Origin of the sequence: Paracoccus nototheniae (assembly GCF_004335005.1) — a bacterium.
Taxonomy (GTDB): domain Bacteria; phylum Pseudomonadota; class Alphaproteobacteria; order Rhodobacterales; family Rhodobacteraceae; genus Paracoccus; species Paracoccus nototheniae.
This window is the reverse complement of sequence record NZ_RQRT01000005.1, coordinates 124,073-144,177: the sequence shown is the minus strand read 5'-3', so window position 1 is coordinate 144,177 and position 20,105 is coordinate 124,073. Positions and strand designations below refer to the sequence as shown.

The following is a 20,105-nucleotide window of genomic DNA, read 5'->3' as shown; positions in this document are numbered from 1 at the left end:
TGCGTCGGCGCTAGCATCGCCCGACCCCATAAAGAGAGCCGCCATGCGCCGCAACACCGCCCTTGCCCTTTGCCTTGCCCTGCCTCTGGCCGCCTGCGGCACGCCGCAGGAACGCTGCATCGATCGCAATACCAGCGAATACCGCACCGTCAGCAGCCTGCTGGCCGAGGTCGAGGGCAATCTGTCGCGCGGCTATGCCTGGGAGGAACGGCAGGTCGTGCGCACCCGGTTCGAACAATGCCGCCGCGTCTATCGCGACCGGAACGGTCAGCAGCATGTGACGACCTATGGCTGCTGGCGCGACGTCGTGGATAACGAACGCTACCGGGTGCCGATCGATCCGGCGGCCGAGACGCGCAAGCGCGATGGGCTGGTCGAACGGCAGGCGGCGCTGACGCGGGGGGCGAATGCGGCGGTGGCGGCCTGTCGGGCGGCCTATCCGGAAGCGGCGTAAGAAGGGGGGCCAGCCCCCCGTCCTGCGGACTCCCCCCGGGATATTTCAACCAAGATGAAAGGGCGGGGTCAGAGGATGCGGGCGGTGACCGGGTCGGCGAGGCTGCGGCCCCCGTCCACGGTGATGATCTGGCCGGTGACGAAGCGGGCGCCGTCGCTGCAGAGATAATGGACGGTTTCGGCCAGTTCATCCGCGGCGGCGATGCGGCCCAAGGGCGTGCCCGCGATGATGACGGCGCGGGTGTCGGGGTTGTCCTTCAGCGCGCATTGCAGTTCATGCGACATCACGCTGCTGAAGCTGACGCCGTTCACCCGGATGCGGTGCGGGGCCAGTGCCAAAGCGAGGCCGCGCGTCGCCTGTTCCTGTGCGGCGCAGGCAATGGAATAGCCCAGCATCGACGGGATCGGGCGCCGCGCCGCCAAAGTCGAGATGTTCACGATGGCGCCGGTCTGGGCCGATGGCCCTTCGCCCTCGGCCTGACGGATCATGCGTTTGGCGACCATCTGCGACAGGCGCAGGCCGGACAGCATGTTCTGGCGCAGCATCTCTTCCAGCGCGTCCATGTCGGTGTCCAGCGGATCGCTGTCCTTGACCAGCCGATGCGCGTTGACCAGAATATCCACCCGGTCGAAGGCGTCCAGCGTTGCCGACAGCAGGTTCGCCATCGCCAGCTTTTCCGACATGTTTCCGACGAACCGGCGGACATGGCTGTCGCCATCCTCGTAATCCGAAATGGCCGAGGCCAGCGCGCTTTCGTCATTGTCGGCGAACATCACCGAGGCGCCGCGTTCGGCCAGATGGCGCGCGATGGCCAGACCCACGCCGCGCCCGGCCCCGGTGACGATCGCTGTCTTGCCCTGAATGGACAGGGTCATCGGCGGCCCGCCTTGCGGGTGGTGGCGCTGCCCTTGCCCGCCGCACTGGCCTCGATCACCTTGAAGCGGGTGTCGCCGGCGATTTCATGCACCTGACCGAAATGCTGGGCCAGCACCTGTTCATAGGGCAGATGCCGGTTCGCGACCATCCAGAGGCGCCCCGCCCCTGTCAGGATCCGCGCCGCCGTCGCGATGAAGGCGGCGCCAAGCCGGGGGTCGGCCTGCCGCCCCTCGTGAAAGGGCGGGTTCATGATGACGCCGTTCACGGGTTCCCTGAGGGAAAAGTCGCGCGCATCGGCCCAGTGGAAGACCGCGCGCGGGTCGGTCACGTTGCGGCGCGCCGATTGCAGGGCGTCGTGATCGGCCTCGACCAGATGCAGTTCGGTGACGCCCGGGCGCGACAGGGCCTGCGCGGACAGCCAGCCCCAGCCCGCACCCAGATCGACGACGCGCGTGGGCATCTTGGGCGGCAGGTGATCGGCCAGCATCTGCGAGCCCGGATCGACACCGTCGGCAGAAAAGACGCCCGGCAGGGTCGTGAAGCCCGGAACCACCTCGCGCGCGGCAGAGGCCCAATCGGCGGGCAGCCCCCCGGCGGGCAGGGTGATGCGGAAGATCTTACCATGGGCCTTGCTGATCACCTCGGCCACAGACGTCAGGCCGCGCAATTCCCGCAGGACCGCATCGGCGCCGTCGGTCTTTTGCCCATCGACCCACAGCGTCGCGCCGGGCGGCAGATGGGCTGCGGCCTGCGCCAGCCGGGCGCGGGCGGCGGCCTTGGCGCGCGGCAGGCGGACGATGGCCAGATCGAACATCCCCTGCAGATCCGGTGCCACGCGAAACCCACGCGCCGCCAGGCCCTGATGGTCGGTGGCATGACCCTGAAGAATGGTCAGGCGTTGCGGGTCGAGGGGGGACAGATCGTCGGCGGCAGAGGCGCCGATGAACAGCACCTCGCCCCCGGGATGGCCGTCCGGGAAGGCCAGGTCCAGTCTGGATTGGGTCAAGGGGTTACTCTTTTTCCATGGTGCATTGCAGGGGATGCTGCTGGCGACGCGCCAGTTCCATCACCTGAGCGACCTTTGTTTCGGCCACCTCGTGAGAAAAGACACCGACAACCGCGACGCCGCGGCGATGCACGGTCAGCATGATCTCGATCGCTTGGGCATGGGTCATGTTGAAAAGCCGTTCCAGCACATGGACGACGAATTCCATCGGCGTAAAATCGTCGTTCAGCAACAAGACCTTGTACATGGGCGGGCGCTGCGATTTCGTGCGCGGCTTGACCGCCAGATCGGACTGATCGTCGGGTTTGTCGGGTGCGGTCATCCAGTGCGTCATCGGGCTGCGGTCAATCCTGAATGCGGCGGAGGGGGTGGCATCGGGTGAAATATAGCGCAAACGGGGCCGGATGAAAGCCCCCGCGCGGAAAGCACCCGTCGGCGGGCGGGGATGCAATTAAGTGGAATGCAAGGTTTCATGGATAAATAACCCGTGCTATTATCTGTTCATTAACGACGGGTGTGCGATGAATGACGCGCCCGCTTGAGGCAGAGAGACAGTGACAGTGACCCGATTTCCCCATGTCTTCCGGCTGCTTCGTCATGCCGTTCTGGCCCTTTCGCTGCTCAGCCTTCCGGCGGCAGCGGCGCCTTTTGCGGCCTACGTGATGGATGCCCGCACGGGCCAGCCGATCTATCGCCAGAATGCCGACACGCGTCTGCACCCGGCCTCGCTGACCAAGATGATGACGCTTTACATGGCCTTCTCGGCGATCGAACGCGGGCAGGTGCGGCTGGATTCGCGGTTTACCATCTCCAGCAAAGCCGCGAACGAGCCGCCGTCCAAGCTGGGCCTGCGCGCGGGTCAACAGATCGAGCTGCGCTATCTGTTGCGCGCCGCCGCGATCAAATCCGCCAATGACGCCGCCACCGCCCTGGGCGAAGGGCTGGCCGGGTCGGAAGAGGCCTTTACCCAGCAGATGACGCAGATGGCCCGCGCGCTTGGCATGAACAACACCCAGTTCCGCAATGCCCATGGCCTGACGCGTGAGGGGCATTTTTCCACCGCCCATGACATGAGCATTCTGGGCCGCCACCTGTTCTATGATTTCCCCCAATATTACAACCTGTTCTCGCGCCGGTCCGCCGATGCGGGCATCGCGCAGGTCGCGGCGACCAACCGGCGCTTTCTGGACGATTACGCGGGCGCCGACGGAATCAAGACCGGCTATACGCGGGCGGCGGGGTTCAACCTGACCGCCTCGGCGCAGCGCGGCAACAAGCGGCTGATCGCCACGGTCTTCGGCGGAACCTCGACCGCGCAGCGCAATCAGGTGATGGCGGAGCTGCTGGATAACAGCTTCCCGCGCATTCCCGACCGGGTGCGCGAGGTCAAACCGCAGCGGCCCCGGATGCTGGTGCAGGCGACCACCCGGCGCGCGCAGGTGGCGCCCAGCACGGCGGCCACCCAACCCGAACCACAGCGGATGGTCCTCCAGGCCTCGCCGCCGCCGACCGTCCGGCCCGCCGCTGCTGCCACGATCGCCACGGCGGCGGCCCCCCGCGTTGATCTGACCGAGGCGCTGCGCCTTGCCGGGGCCACGGCCCCCGCGCCGGTCGCACCGGGTGTGGCGCTGGCCAGCAGCAACCGCCCCCGCGCCCGGCCCGGCAGCGCGGTCGCCCCCGAGGCCATCGAAGAGGCGATTGCCACGGCAGTCGCATCCGACAGCGCGCCTGCCGCATCGGCCAGCCTTGCGGCGCCGGTTCTGGCAGCATCGTCGCGGCCCACGCCCTCGCCCCGGCGCAGTGCCAGCACTGCTGCCGTCGCGCCGGCGCCTGCCGTGGTCGCCGAGGCCGAAGCGACCCCTGCCCCGCAACCGCAGGCCGCCGCAGGCAGCCTGGTGCTGGACAGCTCGAACAAGCCCAAGCCGCGTTCGGAAACGGTGATTCTGGCCGCGATGGGCGAAGGCGATCTGGGCAATCCCGAAGCGTTGGAGGTCGTGCGCCGCCCGACCGACAGCGGTCGCAGCTTTGGGGTGTCGCTTGGCCTTTACACCTCTCAGGCCGAGGCGGACCGACTGCTGCTGGGGCTTGCGTTGCAGGACGGGAACCTGTTCGGCGCCGCCAGCCGTCAGGTCGCCAACACCAATCGCGGGTTCGAGCCGCGCTTTGGCAACCTGTCCAAGGGTCATGCCGAACTGGCCTGCGAACGGATGCGCAGCCGCTCGAAGCCCTGCACGGTTCTGGGAAACTAGGCCGAATCACCTGCGATCTCTGTCGACTTCCTCTCGCCCCGCCCTGACCGGCGGGGCGTTTTTCATGGCGCGCTCCGGTGCCTGTCCCGGCCATCCCGGCAGGCCCTTCCGGCATCTGCCAGGGAGGGGCGGAACATCAGCATGCCGCCCGAGACCCCTTCGGACCGCCCAAAGACACGCCCTGCGGCAGTCGCCATCGCGCTTTTCCAACCCGGATGGCCTATCCCGCAACCCGATTCAGCTCTGCACGATTTGGATCATGCCGCAGCAGCGGCGGGCAGGCCATCGTGTCTGCCCCGTCCCGATGCGCGATCCCGACCTGCCTGATTCGCGTCATGCCGTCGCAGAGGCCGGGCTGCGACCAAGTCCTGCCCCTTTCGGACCGCCCAAGGCCCGGCACACAGCAAAAAGCCGACCCGGTGGGTCGGCTTTCCAGCGGTCCGGTGCGAAAGACGGTCGTCAGCCGCTGAACAGGAAATGCAGCACGTCGCCGTCCTTGACCTCATAGGTCTTGCCCTCGACGCGCAGCTTGCCGGCCTCGCGCGCGCCCGCCTCGCCCTTGCCCGCGACGTAATCGTCATAGGCGATGGTCTCGGACCGGATGAAGCCCTTTTCGAAATCGCCATGGATCACACCCGCCGCCTGCGGGGCCAGCGTGCCCTTGGTGATGGTCCAGGCGCGGGCCTCTTTCGGGCCGACGGTGAAATAGGTCTGCAGGCCCAGCAGGGTGTAGCCCGCGCGGATCAGCCGGTCGAGGCCCGGTTCCTCCAGCCCCATCTCGGCCAGGAACATCTGCGATTCCTCGGCATCCAGCTGGCTGATCTCTTCCTCGATCCGGGCCGAGATGACGACATGGCCCGCGCCCTGCGCCTCGGCCATCGCGCGGACCTTCTCGGACATGGCATTGCCGTTTGCGGCCTCGTCCTCGGCCACGTTGCAGACGAACAGGACCGGTTTCGCAGTCAGCAGCTGCAGCATCTCCCATGCGCGGCGGTCATCGTCGGAGACGGTGATGGTGCGGGCGGGGAGACCGGCCTCCAGCGCGGCCAGCGCCTGTTGCAACAGGCGCTGCTGATCGGCGGCATCCTTGTCGCCGCCCTTCAGCTTGCGCGCCAGATTGGCCAGACGCCGCTCGATCGATTCCATGTCGGCGATCATCAGCTCGGTCTCGATCACCTCGGCATCCGCCAGCGCATCGACGCGGCCCTCGACATGGGTGATGTCGCCATCCTCGAAACAGCGCAGCACATGGGCGATGGCGTCCACCTCGCGGATGGTGGCCAGGAACTGGTTGCCCAAGCCTTCGCCCTTGCTGGCGCCCTTGACCAGACCGGCGATGTCCACAAAGGTGATCCGCGTCGGGATGATCTGCTTGCTGCCCGCGATCCCGGCCAGCATGTCCAGCCGCGCATCCGGAACCGCGACCTCGCCCACATTCGGCTCGATCGTGCAGAACGGGAAATTCGCGGCCTGCGCGGCGGCGGTCTTTGTCAAAGCGTTGAACAGCGTGGACTTGCCGACATTCGGCAGCCCGACGATCCCCATCCGAAATCCCATGACAGCACCCTTTCCCGACTGATTTCCGCGCTGCTGTTACGCGTCCTGCGGGCCCAAGTCCAGCGGTCGCCCGATTGCACCCCGCCCCCATGCGGGCTAGTCATGACACCAAAGAAGACGGGGACGGACATGACCAGAATCGACGACAGGTTTGCGGCACTGAAGCGCGACGGGAAAAAGGCGTTCGTGGCCTATATGATGGCCTCTGACCCCGATGACGCGACGGCGCTGCAGATCATGCGCGGCCTGCCCGAGGCGGGCGTGGACATCATCGAGCTGGGGATGCCCTTTACCGACCCCATGGCCGACGGCGCGACCATTCAGGCCGCGGGCCAGCGGGCCTTGGCGCAGGGCGGCAGCGTCAGCCGCACGTTGGCGATGCTGCGCGCGTTCCGTCAGCAGGACACGACCACGCCGGTGGTCCTGATGGGCTATTACAACCCGATCTATGCGCGGCCGGGCGGGGTCACGCAATTCCTGACCGACGCGGTCGAGGCCGGGGTGGACGGGCTGATCGTCGTGGATCTGCCCCCCGAAGAGGACGCCGAGCTGTGCGTGCCCGCCGCCGCTGCCGGGCTGAATTTCATCCGGCTGGCGACGCCCACGACCGATGACCGGCGTCTGCCTGCAGTGGTCAAGAACACCTCGGGCTTTGTCTATTATGTCAGCGTGACGGGCATCACCGGGGCCGCCGCCGCGAATGCCGCCGATGTCGCCCCCGAGGTCGCGCGCATCCGCGCCGCCGCCAATCTGCCGGTCGTGGTGGGCTTTGGAATCTCGACCCCCGAGGCGGCCGAGGCCATCGCATCGGTCGCCGATGGCGTCGTGGTGGGCAGCGCCATCGTCAAGCAGATCGGCGAAGGCCGCCCGGTCCCCGAGATCCTGGCCTTCGTCCGCGATCTGGCCGCCGGGGCGCATCGCGGGTGAGCCTGAGGTTCGACCATGTGGCGATCGCCGCCCGCAGCCTGCCCGAGGGTGCGGATTGGCTGCAGGCGCGGCTTGGCGTCACGCTGCAGCCGGGCGGGCGGCATCCGGGTCTGGGCACGCATAACATGCTGCTGTCGCTTGGCCCGGACGCTTATCTTGAACTGATCGCCCCCGATCCGGACAGCGACGACCGTCCCGGCTGGTTCGGGCTGGACGGTTTTGACGCGCCGCCTTGCGTGGCGGGTTGGGTGGCGCGGGCCGATCCGCTGACCGCCCCGCCGGGCACGCGGATCGTCACCGCCCGCCGGGGCGATCTGTCCTGGCGCATCACCCTGCCCGAGGCCGGGCAGATGCCGCGCGGCGGTGCCCATCCGATGCTGATCGACTGGGGCACGGGGCCGCATCCCTCGGATCTGCTGCCCGATGTCGGCCTGCGCCTGTCCCGCCTGACCCTGCCGCTGGACCGGCTGGAACTGTCCGACCGCCGCCTGATGCTGACCGGCGCGGGGACGCCGATGACGCTGACCGTGACCACCGCGGGCGGCGAGGTCGTGCTGTGATCCTGCGCGACGCCGGGCCTGGCGATGTGGCGCAGATCGCCGCGATCTGGAACCCGATCATCCGCGAGACGGCGATCACCTTCTGGCCGACCGAGCGGACCGAGGACGAGATCGCCGCCCTGATTGCCGACCGTCAGGCCACGGGCCATGCCTTTCTGGTGGCCGAGACCGATCGGGTGGTGGGATTTGGCACCTATACCCAGTTCCGGGGCGGCGGCGGCTATGCCCGCAGTCAGGAGCACACGATCTATCTGGCGCCGGGCCAGCGCGGTCTGGGCGTGGGCCGCATCCTGCTGCGCGGGCTGGAGGATCACGCCCGCGCGCGTGGTCACCGGATTATGATCGGCGGGATCACGGCCTCGAATACCGGTTCGATCGCGTTTCACGCGGCGATGGGCTATGCGCCATGGGGCCAGATACCGGCGGCGGGCTGGAAATTCGGGCAGTTTCACGATCTGGTGCTGATGGGGCGCGATCTGTCGATGTGATGGCCCGGGCGCGACACCCCGCCCCTATCGCCCGGCGCCGTTAGCGGCTAATCTGGGGTCATGGATTGTTGCGCAACCCCCCTGACCTGCACCGGCCCGTGCCCCGACCTGCCCAAGCCCCGCAGCTTCTGGCAGAGGATGGCCGACCGGATGGTGGCCTTCATGTGGACGAACCGTCCGGCCACGCCCAAGGAACGCTCGGTCGCCTTCACCATCGCGGTGATCGCGCTTGGGGCCAAACTGGCCAAGGTCGATGGCGCCGTTGCCCGGTCCGAGGTCGCGGCCTTTCGCCGGGTCTTCATCATTCCCCGGTCCGAGGAAAAGAACGCCGCCCGGGTGTTTGATCTGGCGCGGCAGGATGTGGCAGGCTTTGATGCCTGGGCGCGCAAGATCGCGGCCATGTTCCAGCCCGGTGACCCGGTTTTGCTGGACGTGATGGAGGGGTTGTTCGTCATCGCCGTCGCCGATGGCGCCCTGCACGAGGCCGAAATCCTGTTCCTGGCCGAGGTCGGACGCATCTTCGGCCTGTCTGAAGGTCAGATTTCGGCGATCCGGCGCCGCTACGACCGGGGCAGTGGTTGCCCCCCCTGCGAGGTTCTGGGGGTCGAGCCGAACACACCCTTGGACGAGGTCAAGCGCCGCTGGCGCAAGCTGGTGCGCGAAAGCCATCCCGATCATGCCATCGGTCGCGGCCTGCCGCCCGAGGCGATCCGTCTGGCCGAGGCCCGCACCCGCCGCCTGAACGAGGCTTGGGACAGCTATCGCACCCGGTTTCGTCCCGATCCCCAAACGGGACCGCGCGGCGCGCCGGCAAACGGGCCGCATGTCGGCGCGGCCTGACGGAATTGCGCCGGTTCTGAATGCCCGCCTTGGCGCCGCAGGGGATCGGCCAGACTGAACCTTGCATGACCCCGCGCCCGGCCCCATCTTGACGGCATGAACCGGATCCTTACCCCCCTCGCCCTGATGCTGGCCCTGTCGGCCGGTCCCCTGCACGCGCAGAACATCACCCCGCCGCCCGAGGAGCCCACCGCGCCTGAAGAACTCGGCGTGATCGAGCGTAGCTTGGGCGCGATCATCGGCCAGCTGTTCGGGGGCGACGATGCCGCAGACCCCGAGGGCCAGCCGAATGCCAATGATCTGACGCAGGATCTGTCCGGGGCGCTGCGGCAGATGGGTCCGGTGCTGCGCGATCTGGCGACGCAGGTCGATGATGTGCGCAATTATCAGGCGCCCGAACGCCTGCCCAACGGCGATATCCTGATCCGCCGCCGCGAGGGCGCCCCGCCGCCGCCGCCGATGGGCGAGACGTTGCAGCCCGATGATGATGCCGCCCCCGATGCGGCCCCCCTGCCACCGTCGGACCAGCCGCAGATCGCGCTTTGATCCGTCACGACCGCAGGTTCGCATCCGCGATCAGGCGGCGATGTCGGCGGGCCTCGGCCAAGGCCTCTTCGAATCGGGTGATGCCCTTGGCCTCCAGCGCGGGGATCAGGCGCAGAAAGGCCTGAGCGGTCGCGATGGTGTCGCCCATGGCGGTGTGGCGGGCCTCGGACGGGATCTCGATGCCAAGCCGTTCGGTCAGCGCATCCAGCGAATGCACCTCGGAACTGCCCCAGATGATGGCGGACAGGGCCACCGTGTCCAGCACGCGGTTGGGGAAATGCGCCCCGGTCTGCGCCTCGGCTCGGCGCAGAAAGCCCATGTCGAAGGGGGCGTTATGGGCGATCAGCACGCTGTCGTCGCAAAAATGCCGAAATGCCGTCAGCGCTGCCGTCAGATCGGGGGCATCGGCCACCATCGCATCGGTGATGCCGTGGATGGCGGTCGAGGCGGGCGGGATCGGACGGCCCGGATGGACCAGCGTGTCAAAGCGTTCGCCCGTCAGCCGCCCCCGCGCCAGCCGCAGCCCGGCGATCTGCACGATGCGGTCGTGATCCGACAGGCCGGTGGTTTCGGTGTCAAAGACCACGCAGGTCAGATCCGCCAGCCGGGACGAGGCCGCCCCGCGCAAAGCCAGCGCGAAATCATAGGTCACCCCGCCCGCCGCCGTCTGCCCCTGGGCCAGCGGCAGCGGCATGACCAGCCGCGCGGTCGCACCGTCACGTTCGGGCCACAGGCCGGTGCCGTGGCGGGCGAGGATCTCGGTTCCCGTCAGGCCGGGCTGGCCGGGATCAGGGGCATCGGCCAGCCATCCGTCCAGCAGATCGATAGGCACCGGCGCGCCGGTCCATTCCAGTGCCAGCCGCATCTGATCGCCCGCTTCGGGGTGGACAGCCAGGCGGGGCGCATGGCCCAGATCCTGCAGCCGCGATTGCAGCGCCAGCAACAGCGCATTCATGCCCGCCGCCTCGGCCCGGAAACCGACCGCAGGCAGGGGGGCGGCAGGGGTCAGGCCCGCTGCCAGTTCGTCCAGACCCGCCACGTCCACGGGCGCATCGCTGGCCAGAATCTGCGACAGGGTGCGGGTGGTGCTGGCCAAGCCCTGCCCCTCGGCCCGGATCGCCGCGGCCAAAGCGGGCGGGATCGGGCCGTCCAGCGCGTCCAGCATCGGCACCAGCGTCGCGGCATGGCGGCGCAGCGCCTCCAGCGTGGCGCGGGGGGCGGGGCGTTCGACGGCGTGGTCGCGCAGGATCAGCAGCAGGCCCCCGTCGCCCATGCTGTCGATGCGCCGCAATCGCCCGGTCAGACGCACCCCCTGTGCCGTCAGGCAGCTCAGATCGGTCGCCGGCGCCCCCGCCGCCAGCCGCACCTGCGCGCTTTGCAGGGCGCCGGGGGTCAGCAGGCTGTCCAGCGCCCGGTCCAGCGCCAGCCCCGGCAGCAGCCGCGCGGCGCTGGCGTTGTAAAAGACCACCCGCCGCCCCCGCGCATCCGCCATCACCGCGCCCGCCCCGAAATCGCCCAGGATCGCTTCGAGGCTGGCCTTTTCGCGCGCCAGTTCCGCCGCATGCGCATCCAGCGCCTGCGTCAGCGCCTGATCAGACCGCGCGCGGGCCAGTGCCGCATCACGCGCGGCGGGCCCCAGATCGGCCAGATGGCGCGAGGGTTCGGGGTCGGGCACCTGGCCCGTGCGCAGTGCGCCCGCCAATGTCTCGATCGGTCGGGCGACATTGTGGTCGAACAGCAGCCACAGGCCAGTCAGCACGCCGGTCAACCCGAACCCGGCCAGCATCGCGCCCTGCACCAGCGCATCCGCCCCGCCCTGCCCGGCCCGCCACAGCGCCAGCCCGGCCAGCAGCAGCGCCGCAGCCCAAGCGGCCGCGAACAGCAGCAATATCCGCAGGCGCAGGGACAGGCGGGCCATCACATCATCCCAGCAGCCGGGCCATCTCGGCCCGCAGCTCGGCCAGCTCGAAGGGTTTGGCAATGAACCCGTCGGCGCCAAGCGCCAGCCCCTTGCGGCGTTCCACCACCGATCCGCGCGCGGTCATCATCAGCACCCGCACCCCGGCCAGATCGGGATCGGCCCGCACATCCTGCACGATCTGATAGCCCGAGACCTCGGGCAGCATCACATCCAGCAGCACCAGATCGGGGCGGGTTTCGCGAATGCGGTCCACGGCGCCCTTGCCGGTCGCGATGCGGTCATGGCGATGGCCGTCGCGAGTCAGCAGGAAATCCAGCGCGGTGGCGATGTTATCCTCATCCTCGATGACCAGAATGTCAGCCATTCGGGCCTCCATGGGCGCAGACCGCGTCAAAGGCGGCATCGTCGCCCGCCGGCATCCAGTCGCCGCGCGCCGGGCGGATGCGGGCGCCTGCGCAGTCGAAATCCTGCGGCACGACGATCGTCTGGCCGCGCCGTTCGACCAGCATGATCTGGGCGCTGCGGGTGCCGTCCGCCGCATCGGCGATCTGCGCGGGATCGAGGGCGGCAAAGCGCACCTCGACCGGGACCAGATAGGTCCATGGCGCCCACATCTGGCTGTCGCGGCCCACGATCAGCACCTGCGCGCCGTCCGGCAGGGCACCGCGCGCCCGGTCGAACCAGGCATAGTCGTTCCAGACCGAATAGCTGACCATGGCCAGCCCGATTCCCGCCGTCAGCAGCCATGGCGGCGGCGACAGGCCCGCCTTGCGCGCCGCATGCATGCCCGCATAGAGCACCGCAAAGGCGCCCACGGCCACGGCAAAGACGCCCAGCAGATCGGCCCCCATTCCGGCCATTCCGACCTCGTTCATCCCAGCATTCCCTTTCCATGTCCCACCGCCGACTGCATCCCCCGCACGACGACAAAGGCGTCGCGCAGATGGCTGCGGTCGAAATCCGGCAGATCCGCCGGTGAGAGGTAATTGTCGGGCTTGCGCCCCGCGCGCACCAGATGCGCCTGATTGTCCAGCCGCACGGTCTGGATCATGTCGTAAGCCGCGATCAGATCGCGCGCCCCCGACCCCGAGATGACGCCCCGCGTTTCGGCATCCTCCAACCTTGCGCGGGTGTTCACGGCGCTGATCCGGCCCTGCAGCGCATAGACGCGGGCCAGATCGGTGACCGGCACGACGCCGTTATGCTTCATGTCGATATGGTGGCGATGCTCGCCCGATCGGATCGTGGCAAAGCCGCCGATCAGCCCAAGGGGGGGGCGGTGTTTCAGGGAATTGGCAATCATATGCGCGACAAAGATCGAATTCCTCGACGCGGCCTGCAGCGTTTCGCGGTGCAGATCGTCCAGAAGCGCGGCCTCGCCACCGATGGCGCGCAGATCGAACATCACCGAGGCCAGCATCTGCGCCTCGGGCGAGGGCCGCGCGATCCAGTCCTGAAAATAGCCGCGCCAGACCGGCACCGGCTGACACCAGCGCGGGTTGGTGGCCATCATGTCGCCAGGGCAAAAAACATAGCCGCAGGCGTCCAGACCGTCGCAGACCCGCCGCGCCAGTGCTGCGAACCACGGGTCCAGCGGATCGCAGCCCGGCGCCAGGATCAGGCAATTGTCCTGATCGGACAGGCCTGTCTGTTCCTGCCGCCCCTGACTGCCGCAGGCGGCCCAGACCCACAGGCCCGGCGCCGGTCCCAGATCGGCCACGGCCAGATCCAGCAGGCGGCGGGTGACCGCATCGGCGATATCGGTGATCATGCGGGTGATGATCTCGTGGCGCTGGCGGGTCTGGACCAGTTGGGACAGCAATTCCGGGATGCGGCCGGTGACGCGGGCCATCGCGGCGACGTCACCCGCCTGCGCGACCTCTCGGATCAGCCCGGCGGCCGAGATCGCCTGCACGCGGGTCAGATCGGACTGGCTGATCATGCCGATGAAGCGGCCCTGATCGACCACCGGCAGATGGCTGATGCGACGCTCCAGCATGATGTTGAGCACATCATAGCCAAGCGCGGTCGGCGCCAGCGTCACCGGATCGGGGGTCATAACCGCGCGCACCGGCTGGCGCATGTCGCGCCCCTCGGCCACCACGCGGGACGACATGTCGCGGATGGTGACCAGCCCGATCAGCCGGGTGCCCTCGGTGATGCCCAGACTGCTGATGCGGGCGTCGCGCATCAGGCGCGCGGCCTCGATGATCGGGGTCTCTGGGTCGCAGGTCACGGGCTTGCCCGACAACAGCTCTCCGACCTTAAGGCGGGCCACATCGCTGCCGCGATCGACGGGACCGCGGCCCCGGTCGAAAAACCGCGCCACGGCCCGGTGATCCGCGATCAGCCCGGTCACCTGCGCCCGGGGCAACATCAGGATGACGGCATCGTCCATCGCACGGGCGGTGGTGACCGCCACCCCGTCGCGCAACAGCCCGCGTTCGCCGAACGAATTTCGCGGCCCCAACTGGGACACGCTGTCGCCATTGCGGTCGGTCACCGCGACATGGCCGCTTTCGATCAGATACAGACCCGGCAAGCGGTCGCCGAATTCATAGATCAGATCGCCGGGTGCAAAGGGCCTGCGGCTGAAAAAGTCGGCGACGCGCGCCAGCTCATCCCGCGTCAGGCTGTCATAGGGATGCACGGTGGCGATGAAATCGACAATGCGCTCGGACATCCGGGACACCTGTTGAGGAAAGGGCGCCGCGCCCCCCGGACCGGGGGACGCGGCAGGATCGGATCAGTGCGCGACCGCGTCGCCTGCACCGCGCGGAACGCGGATCGATTCGACCAGCTCCTGCACATGGGCGGGGGGACGCTGGCTGACCGCCGAGACACCGAAGGCCACGGCAAAGTTGATCACCGCACCGACGGTCCCGAAGGATGCCGGAGAGATGCCGAACAGCCATGCGTCGGGCGTGTCGGGCAGCATGTTGGTGCCGCCGATGAAGAACCAGCCCTTGTAGACGAAGATATACAGGATCGTGGACAGCATGCCCGCGATCATCCCCGCAATCGCGCCTTCCTTGCCGACCCGCTTGGAGAAGATCCCCATCATCAGAACCGGAAAGATCGAGCTGGCGGCAAGGCCAAAGGCCAGCGCCACGGTCTGCGCCGCAAAGCCCGGCGGGTTCAGACCCAGAATGGTCGCCACCAGGATCGACAGCGCCATCGAGATGCGCGCCGCGTTCAGTTCGCCCCGCTCGCTGATATTGGGCATCAGCGTGCCCTTGATCAGGTCGTGGGACACGGCGCCCGAGATCGCCAGCAGCAGACCCGCCGCGGTGGACAGTGCCGCCGCCAGACCGCCTGCGGCGACGATGGCGATGACCCAGCCCGGCAGGTTAGCGATTTCCGGGTTGGCCAGCACCATGATGTCGTTGTTCACGGTGGTCAGCTCGTTTCCGGCCAGACCCTGAGCGGCGGCCATCTCGACAGCCGGGCCTTCGGTCGCGGCGTCGTTATAATACTGGATGAGGCCGTCGCCGTTCTTGTCTTCCCAGTTCAGCAGCCCGGTGACCTGCCAGTTGCGCATCCATTCCAGTTCGGGCGCGGTCTCGATCGCATCCAGCGAGACGGCAGGCTGGCTGTAGGTGTCGCCGGTCAACGCGCCCGGCCACATGGTTGCGGTCAGATTGAAGCGCGCCATCGATCCGACCGCCGGGGCGACCGTATAGAGCAGCGCGATGAAGACCAGTGCCCAGCCCGCCGATTTGCGCGCATCAGACACCTTGGGAACGGTAAAGAACCGGATGATGACATGCGGCAGACCCGCCGTGCCGATCATCAGCGCCATGGTGAACAGCACCATGTCCAGGGTCGAATTGTGATGCGCGGTATATTCGCGGAAACCAAGGTCGGTGACTAGCAGGTCCAGCTTGGACAGAAAGGCCATGCCGGATGCTTCATGCGTCCCGAACAGTCCCAGCTGGGGCAGGAAGTTGCCGGTCAGCTGCAACGAGATGAAGATCGCCGGAATGGTATAGGCGATGATCAGCACGACATATTGGGCAACCTGCGTATAGGTGATGCCCTTCATGCCGCCCAGAACCGCATAACAGAAGACCAGCGCCGCACCGATCCACAGACCGGTCGAATTCGACACTTCCAGATAGCGAGAGAAGGTGACGCCCACGCCGGTCATCTGACCGATCACATAGGTGATCGACACGATCAGCAGGCAGATCACGCCGATGATCCGCGCGGTCGGCGAATAAAACCGGTCGCCGATGAATTCCGGCACGGTAAACTTGCCGAACTTGCGCAGATAGGGCGCCAGCAGCAGGGCCAGCAGCACATAGCCGCCCGTCCAGCCCATCAGATAGGTCGAGTTGTCGTATCCCGTAAAGGCGATCAGACCCGCCATCGAGATGAAGCTGGCCGCCGACATCCAATCGGCGGCGGTCGCCATGCCGTTCATGACCGGGCTGACGCCACGGTTGGCGGCATAGAATTCCGCCGTCGACTTCGCCCGGCAATAGATGGCGATGCCGATATACAGCGCGAATGAGGCGCCGATGAACAATAGGTTCAGGGTGAATTGGCTCATGGCTGGTTCCTCACTCGTCCACGCCGTGTTCGGCATCCAAGCGGTTCATCCGCCATGCATAGAAAAAGATCAGCACGATGAAGAACAGGATGGATCCCTGCTGGGCGAACCAGAAACCAAGATCGGTGCCCCCGACCGGGATCGACGAGATCAGCGGTCGCAGGATGATGCCAAAGCCATAGGACACCAGTGCCCAGATCGCGAGGCTGATATAGATGATGCGAAGATTGGCCTGCCAATAGGCATTCGAAGATTGTCTGTCACTCATGTCCGTAGGTCCCTCCCTGTTCAGACATCGGGGTCGATCCGCCTTATGTCGGTCTGCGCCCTGACCCCGGCGGCGGGGGCGGGCGGCATTCTGGGGGGCCCCATCCCGGCCCCCCCGGCCGGTCGTCAGCCGCGATTCATGCGGTTGGCGATCAGTTCATCGACGACCTCGGGCTCGGCCAGGGTCGAGATATCGCCCAGGGTGCCGTGGTCGTTTTCCGCGATCTTGCGCAGGATGCGGCGCATGATCTTGCCGGAACGTGTCTTGGGCAGGCCCGGCGCCCATTGGATCAGGTCGGGCTTGGCGATCGGGCCGATTTCGGTGCGCACCCATTTTTCCAGATCGGCGCGCAGGGCGTCGGTCGGCTCGACGCCGTTCATCAGGGTGACATAGGCATAGATGCCCTGCCCCTTCATGGCGTGCGGGTAACCGACGACCGCCGCCTCGGCGACCTTTTCATGGGCGACCAGCGCCGATTCGACCTCGGCCGTGCCCATGCGATGGCCGCTGACATTGATCACGTCATCGACGCGCCCGGTGATCCAGTAATAGCCGTCCTCGTCCCGCCGGCAGCCGTCGCCGGTAAAGTAATAGCCCGGATATTGCTGGAAATACGCCTCTTCGAAACGGGCGTGATCGCCCCACAGGGTGCGCATCTGGCCGGGCCAGCTGTCGGCGATGCACAACACGCCCTCGGCCGGATCGCCCTGCTGCACCTCGGCGGTGGCCGCGTCCAGAATGACCGGCAGGACGCCAAAGAACGGCACGGTGGCCGATCCGGGCTTGGTTTCCGTCGCCCCCGGCAAGGGTGTGATCAGATGGCCGCCGGTTTCGGTCTGCCACCATGTATCGACGATGGGGCAACGGCCCTTGCCCACATGTTCGTCATACCAGTTCCAGGCCTCGGGGTTGATCGGCTCTCCCACGGTGCCAAGGATGCGCAGGCTGGACAGGTCATGGGCCGCGACAAAATCCGGGCCCTTGGCCATCAGCGCACGGATGGCGGTGGGGGCGGTATAGAACTGGGTGACCTTGTGCTTGGCGCAGACCTCCCAGAAGCGACCGGCATCGGGCCAGGTCGGCACACCTTCGAACATCACCGTGGTCGCACCATTGGCCAGCGGGCCATAGACGATATAGCTGTGCCCGGTGACCCAGCCCACATCGGCCGTGCACCAGAAGACATCGCCATCGCGATAGTCGAAGGTGTATTCATGCGTCATCGCAGCATAGACCAGATAGCCACCGGTCGTGTGCACGACACCCTTGGGCTTGCCGGTCGAGCCGGAGGTGTAAAGGATGAACAGCGGATCCTCGGCCCCCATCGGGCGGGGCGGGCAATCGGGAGCGACCTCTTCCATCATCGCCTTGACGTCGACGTCGCGGCCCTCGATCCAGGTGGTCTGGTCGCCGGTATGCTTGACCACCAGACAACGGACCCTGTCGGAACAATGCAGCAGGGCCGCATCGGCATTGGATTTCAGGTTGGTCCGCTTGCCGCCGCGCGGGGCGGTGTCGGCGGTGATGACCAGCTTGGCGCCGCAATCGTTGATCCGGTTGGCCAGTGCATCGGGCGAAAAGCCTGCAAAGACGATCGAATGGATCGCACCGATCCGCGCGCAGGCCAGCATCGCATAGGCGGCCTCGGGGATCATCGGCAGATAGATCACCACCCGGTCGCCGCGCATCACCCCCTGGCTCAGCAGCACATTGGCAAAGCGGTTCACCCGGTCGGACAGCTGCGCATAGGTGATGTGCTGGGCGGGCGTGTTGGGATCATCGGGCTCGAAAATGATCGCGGTCTGGTTGGCGCGCGTGGCCAGATGGCGGTCGATGCAGTTGACCGAGGCGTTCAGCACGCCATCCTCGAACCACTTGATGCTGACCTGACCAAGCGCGAAATCGGTGTTCTTGACCTTGGCGTAAGGCGTGATCCAGTCCAGCCGCTGGCCTTCACGCGACCAGAACCCTTCTGGATCGCGGATCGATTCGTCATAAAGCCGCGTGTAATCGGCAGGCCCCACACGGGCGTCCTGCATTGCTGCCGGAATTGCGTGTTTCTGAATGTTTTCAGCGCTCATGACATCCCCCCTCGTCGCGGCCATGGACCAGCCCCGGATGCGGTCCCCCTCCAGGAACGGTGCAACGGGCTGTTATGAGAGCTATGTTAACCACATCCGCAATGAATAGTTAAGTGTCTTTTTTTAAAGGATTATTTTGTAAATATATTGACCAAAAACAGGACGGTCCTGTAAATCGTTCACAAGCCCGTCAGGGTCCGGGCATGGGCCGGGTCGGTGGCGGTCGGAACGCTGCCGTTCAGCGCCTGAGCCTGACGATCGGATGCGCCGATCACGACCACCTGCGTGCCCCGCCGCGCCAGCCGTGCGGTCAAATCCTGAATCATCCGCGCGCCGCTGCGGTCGATCAGGGTGACATCGGACATCTGCAGCAGCAGCAGGCGCGGATGGGCGTTGATGCGGTCCAGCGCGCCCTCGATCCGCGCGACCGAGCCGAAGAAGACCGGCCCGGTCAGATGAATGGTCATCTGGTCATGCGGCGCGTCGGGACCTGTGGGCAACGATCGCACCTGCCCCTCGCGCGACATGCGGGCGATGAACAGCAGCCCGGCCAGCGCCATGCCCAGAAGGATGCCCGAGGTCAGATCGTCCAGCACGACGGTCAGAAAGGTGGCGGCCATCACCCCGGCCTCGGGCAGGTCCATGCGGATCAGATGGGCGATGGCATGCGTCTCGATCATCTTCCACGACACGATCATCAGCAGCCCCGCCAGCCCCGCCAGCGGGATCGCCCCCACCAGCGGCGCCGCCAGCAGCAGGAACCCCAGCAGCAGCCCCGCATGGATCATCCCCGAGGCCGGACCCCGGCTGCCCGCCTTCACATTGGTCGCGGTGCGGGCGATGGTGCCGGTGGTGCAGAACCCCCCGAACAGGCCCGCGCCGATATTGGCCAGACCCTGCCCGATCAGCTCGTCATCGGGGCGCATCCGGCTGCCCGACATCTGATCGGCGACCATCGCCGACAGCAGCGATTCGATGGCCCCCAGCAGGGTGAAGGCCACCGCAAAAGGCAGCGCGGCCAGAACCGCATCCCAGCCCAAAGCGGGCAGAACCGGCATGGGCAGACCGGCGGGCAGCGCGCCGAAGCGGTCAAAGACCGACGGCGCGTCCAGCAGTTGCGCGGCCAGCGTGGCCGCAACGATGCCCAGCAGCATCGCAGGCAGGCGCGGCGCCCATCGCTGGCAGGCCAGAATGACCACCACGGTCAGCGCGGCAATGATGGCCGATCCCGGCGACAGGGTCGCGCGGGCATCCCACAGGGCGGCCAGCTTGGGGATCAGCATGCCGGGTTCGGGGCCGGACAGCGTCAGGCCCAGCAGATCGCGCAGCTGGCTGGCGGCAATGATCACCGCGATGCCGGCGGTAAAACCCAGGATGACCGGATAGGGCACAAAGCGGATCGCCCCGCCAAGCCGCAGCGCGCCAAGAACGGCCAGCATGATGCCGGACAGGATCGTGGCCAGCACCAGCCCCTCGATCCCGATGGCAGCGACGCAACCGGCGACCAGCACGATAAAGGCCCCGGCGGGGCCGCCGATCTGATGGCGGGTGCCGCCCATTGCGCTGACCAGAAAGCCGCCGATGATGGCGGTGACCAGCCCGCGTTCCGGCCCCACGCCGCTGGCGATCGCGATGGCCAGCGACAAAGGCAGCGCCACGATGGCGACCGTCAGACCCGCCTGCAGGTCTTTGAGATCAAAGGAAACGTCAAGGAAGGCAGGACGATAGGCCATGCGGCGCTCCGGTCGGGTGGGGGCCAGAGTTGCGCCCGGCCCCC

Annotated in this window: 19 protein-coding genes; 7 read left to right on the top strand and 12 right to left on the bottom strand. The window is 67.2% G+C overall.

All coding sequences use genetic code 11. From position 1 onward, the window contains the following. Positions 1-43 precede the first annotated feature (43 nt). On the top strand, positions 44-454 hold the full coding sequence (locus EG885_RS04580) for a hypothetical protein (protein WP_131573297.1): 411 nt from the start codon (positions 44-46) through the stop codon (positions 452-454). Positions 455-522: 68 nt separating this feature from the next. On the opposite strand, the gene EG885_RS04575 is transcribed toward EG885_RS04580, so the two are convergent. From EG885_RS04575 to clpS, 3 genes are read right to left on the bottom strand one after another with little or no spacing between them, the layout of a single operon-like run. Further along, entirely contained in the window at positions 523-1,329 is an 807-nt protein-coding gene (locus tag EG885_RS04575; RefSeq protein WP_131573296.1) for an SDR family NAD(P)-dependent oxidoreductase, read from the bottom strand. Next, complete coding sequence (locus EG885_RS04570; protein ID WP_131573295.1) at positions 1,326-2,336, bottom strand: class I SAM-dependent methyltransferase; 1,011 nt, start codon at positions 2,334-2,336, stop codon at positions 1,326-1,328. The genes EG885_RS04575 and EG885_RS04570 overlap by 4 nt, the downstream gene beginning before the upstream one ends. A 4-nt stretch (positions 2,337-2,340) precedes the next feature. Further along, on the bottom strand, positions 2,341-2,658 hold the full coding sequence (gene clpS, locus EG885_RS04565) for an ATP-dependent Clp protease adapter ClpS (protein WP_131573294.1): 318 nt from the start codon (positions 2,656-2,658) through the stop codon (positions 2,341-2,343). Positions 2,659-2,896: 238 nt separating this feature from the next. Here clpS and EG885_RS04560 point away from each other — a divergent pair, with 238 nt between their 5' ends. Next, entirely contained in the window at positions 2,897-4,585 is a 1,689-nt protein-coding gene (locus EG885_RS04560) for a D-alanyl-D-alanine carboxypeptidase family protein (protein ID WP_278248451.1), read from the top strand. Between the two features lie 459 nt (positions 4,586-5,044). On the opposite strand, the gene ychF is transcribed toward EG885_RS04560, so the two are convergent. Beyond that, complete coding sequence (ychF, locus tag EG885_RS04555) at positions 5,045-6,142, bottom strand: redox-regulated ATPase YchF (protein WP_131573293.1); 1,098 nt, start codon at positions 6,140-6,142, stop codon at positions 5,045-5,047. 129 nt (positions 6,143-6,271) lie between these two features. On the opposite strand from ychF, the gene trpA reads away from it, so the two are divergent. The 5 genes from trpA to EG885_RS04530 all read left to right on the top strand — a co-directional run bounded on the left by trpA (position 6,272) and on the right by EG885_RS04530 (position 9,503). Then, positions 6,272-7,069: a tryptophan synthase subunit alpha gene (gene trpA / locus EG885_RS04550; RefSeq protein ID WP_131573292.1), complete on the top strand. Its 798-nt coding sequence runs from the start codon at positions 6,272-6,274 to the stop codon at positions 7,067-7,069. Continuing rightward, the gene (locus EG885_RS04545; protein ID WP_165571034.1) at positions 7,066-7,629 is read left to right on the top strand and encodes a VOC family protein; all 564 of its coding nucleotides are present in this window, start codon (positions 7,066-7,068) and stop codon (positions 7,627-7,629) included. The genes trpA and EG885_RS04545 overlap by 4 nt, the downstream gene beginning before the upstream one ends. After that, positions 7,626-8,117, top strand: a complete 492-nt coding sequence (locus EG885_RS04540) for a GNAT family N-acetyltransferase (RefSeq protein ID WP_341352749.1) — start codon at positions 7,626-7,628, stop codon at positions 8,115-8,117. Before EG885_RS04545 ends, EG885_RS04540 begins: the two co-directional genes overlap by 4 nt. 60 nt (positions 8,118-8,177) lie before the next feature. Next, on the top strand, positions 8,178-8,957 hold the full coding sequence (locus tag EG885_RS04535) for a molecular chaperone DjiA (RefSeq protein WP_131573290.1): 780 nt from the start codon (positions 8,178-8,180) through the stop codon (positions 8,955-8,957). A gap of 96 nt (positions 8,958-9,053) precedes the next feature. After that, complete coding sequence (locus EG885_RS04530; protein WP_131573289.1) at positions 9,054-9,503, top strand: hypothetical protein; 450 nt, start codon at positions 9,054-9,056, stop codon at positions 9,501-9,503. 4 nt (positions 9,504-9,507) lie between these two features. Here the strand turns inward: EG885_RS04530 and EG885_RS04525 are convergent, their stop codons facing one another. The 8 genes from EG885_RS04525 to EG885_RS04490 form a co-directional block, all read right to left on the bottom strand. After that, positions 9,508-11,421, bottom strand: coding sequence for a 3'-5' exonuclease (locus EG885_RS04525; RefSeq protein ID WP_242679494.1), 1,914 nt, complete (start codon positions 11,419-11,421; stop codon positions 9,508-9,510). 4 nt (positions 11,422-11,425) lie between these two features. After that, positions 11,426-11,788 carry a response regulator transcription factor gene (locus EG885_RS04520; protein ID WP_131573287.1) on the bottom strand — a complete coding sequence of 121 codons (363 nt, stop codon included), beginning with the start codon at positions 11,786-11,788 and terminating at the stop codon, positions 11,426-11,428. Beyond that, positions 11,781-12,299: a hypothetical protein gene (locus tag EG885_RS04515; protein WP_242679493.1), complete on the bottom strand. Its 519-nt coding sequence runs from the start codon at positions 12,297-12,299 to the stop codon at positions 11,781-11,783. Before EG885_RS04515 ends, EG885_RS04520 begins: the two co-directional genes overlap by 8 nt. Next, the gene (locus tag EG885_RS04510) at positions 12,296-14,107 is read right to left on the bottom strand and encodes a DUF294 nucleotidyltransferase-like domain-containing protein (protein ID WP_131573286.1); all 1,812 of its coding nucleotides are present in this window, start codon (positions 14,105-14,107) and stop codon (positions 12,296-12,298) included. The genes EG885_RS04515 and EG885_RS04510 overlap by 4 nt, the downstream gene beginning before the upstream one ends. Positions 14,108-14,170: 63 nt before the next feature. Further along, positions 14,171-15,979, bottom strand: coding sequence for a sodium:solute symporter family protein (locus EG885_RS04505; RefSeq protein ID WP_131573285.1), 1,809 nt, complete (start codon positions 15,977-15,979; stop codon positions 14,171-14,173). Between the two features lie 10 nt (positions 15,980-15,989). Next, positions 15,990-16,247 carry a DUF4212 domain-containing protein gene (locus EG885_RS04500; RefSeq protein WP_131573284.1) on the bottom strand — a complete coding sequence of 86 codons (258 nt, stop codon included), beginning with the start codon at positions 16,245-16,247 and terminating at the stop codon, positions 15,990-15,992. Between the two features lie 125 nt (positions 16,248-16,372). Next, positions 16,373-18,328 (bottom strand): acetate--CoA ligase, encoded by a 1,956-nt coding sequence (gene acs / locus EG885_RS04495; RefSeq protein ID WP_131573283.1) that lies wholly within the window; start codon positions 18,326-18,328, stop codon positions 16,373-16,375. Positions 18,329-18,507: 179 nt separating this feature from the next. After that, positions 18,508-20,061 carry a SulP family inorganic anion transporter gene (locus EG885_RS04490; protein WP_131573282.1) on the bottom strand — a complete coding sequence of 518 codons (1,554 nt, stop codon included), beginning with the start codon at positions 20,059-20,061 and terminating at the stop codon, positions 18,508-18,510. Positions 20,062-20,105: the final 44 nt, after the last annotated feature.

Bases quoted from the DNA above. Each gene is read 5' to 3' on its own strand.
- EG885_RS04575 (WP_131573296.1), bottom strand. From the start codon at position 1,329: ATGACCCTGTCCATTCAGGGCAAGACAGCGATCGTCACCGGGGCCGGG.
- EG885_RS04535 (WP_131573290.1), top strand. From the start codon at position 8,178: ATGGATTGTTGCGCAACCCCCCTGACCTGCACCGGCCCGTGCCCCGAC.
- EG885_RS04520 (WP_131573287.1), bottom strand. From the start codon at position 11,788: ATGGCTGACATTCTGGTCATCGAGGATGAGGATAACATCGCCACCGCG.
- EG885_RS04580 (WP_131573297.1), top strand. From the start codon at position 44: ATGCGCCGCAACACCGCCCTTGCCCTTTGCCTTGCCCTGCCTCTGGCC.
- clpS (WP_131573294.1), bottom strand. From the start codon at position 2,658: ATGACCGCACCCGACAAACCCGACGATCAGTCCGATCTGGCGGTCAAG.
- EG885_RS04490 (WP_131573282.1), bottom strand. From the start codon at position 20,061: ATGGCCTATCGTCCTGCCTTCCTTGACGTTTCCTTTGATCTCAAAGAC.
- ychF (WP_131573293.1), bottom strand. From the start codon at position 6,142: ATGGGATTTCGGATGGGGATCGTCGGGCTGCCGAATGTCGGCAAGTCC.
- EG885_RS04505 (WP_131573285.1), bottom strand. From the start codon at position 15,979: ATGAGCCAATTCACCCTGAACCTATTGTTCATCGGCGCCTCATTCGCG.
- EG885_RS04500 (WP_131573284.1), bottom strand. From the start codon at position 16,247: ATGAGTGACAGACAATCTTCGAATGCCTATTGGCAGGCCAATCTTCGC.
- acs (WP_131573283.1), bottom strand. From the start codon at position 18,328: ATGAGCGCTGAAAACATTCAGAAACACGCAATTCCGGCAGCAATGCAG.
- EG885_RS04530 (WP_131573289.1), top strand. From the start codon at position 9,054: ATGAACCGGATCCTTACCCCCCTCGCCCTGATGCTGGCCCTGTCGGCC.
- trpA (WP_131573292.1), top strand. From the start codon at position 6,272: ATGACCAGAATCGACGACAGGTTTGCGGCACTGAAGCGCGACGGGAAA.
- EG885_RS04515 (WP_242679493.1), bottom strand. From the start codon at position 12,299: ATGAACGAGGTCGGAATGGCCGGAATGGGGGCCGATCTGCTGGGCGTC.
- EG885_RS04510 (WP_131573286.1), bottom strand. From the start codon at position 14,107: ATGTCCGAGCGCATTGTCGATTTCATCGCCACCGTGCATCCCTATGAC.
- EG885_RS04525 (WP_242679494.1), bottom strand. From the start codon at position 11,421: ATGGCCCGCCTGTCCCTGCGCCTGCGGATATTGCTGCTGTTCGCGGCC.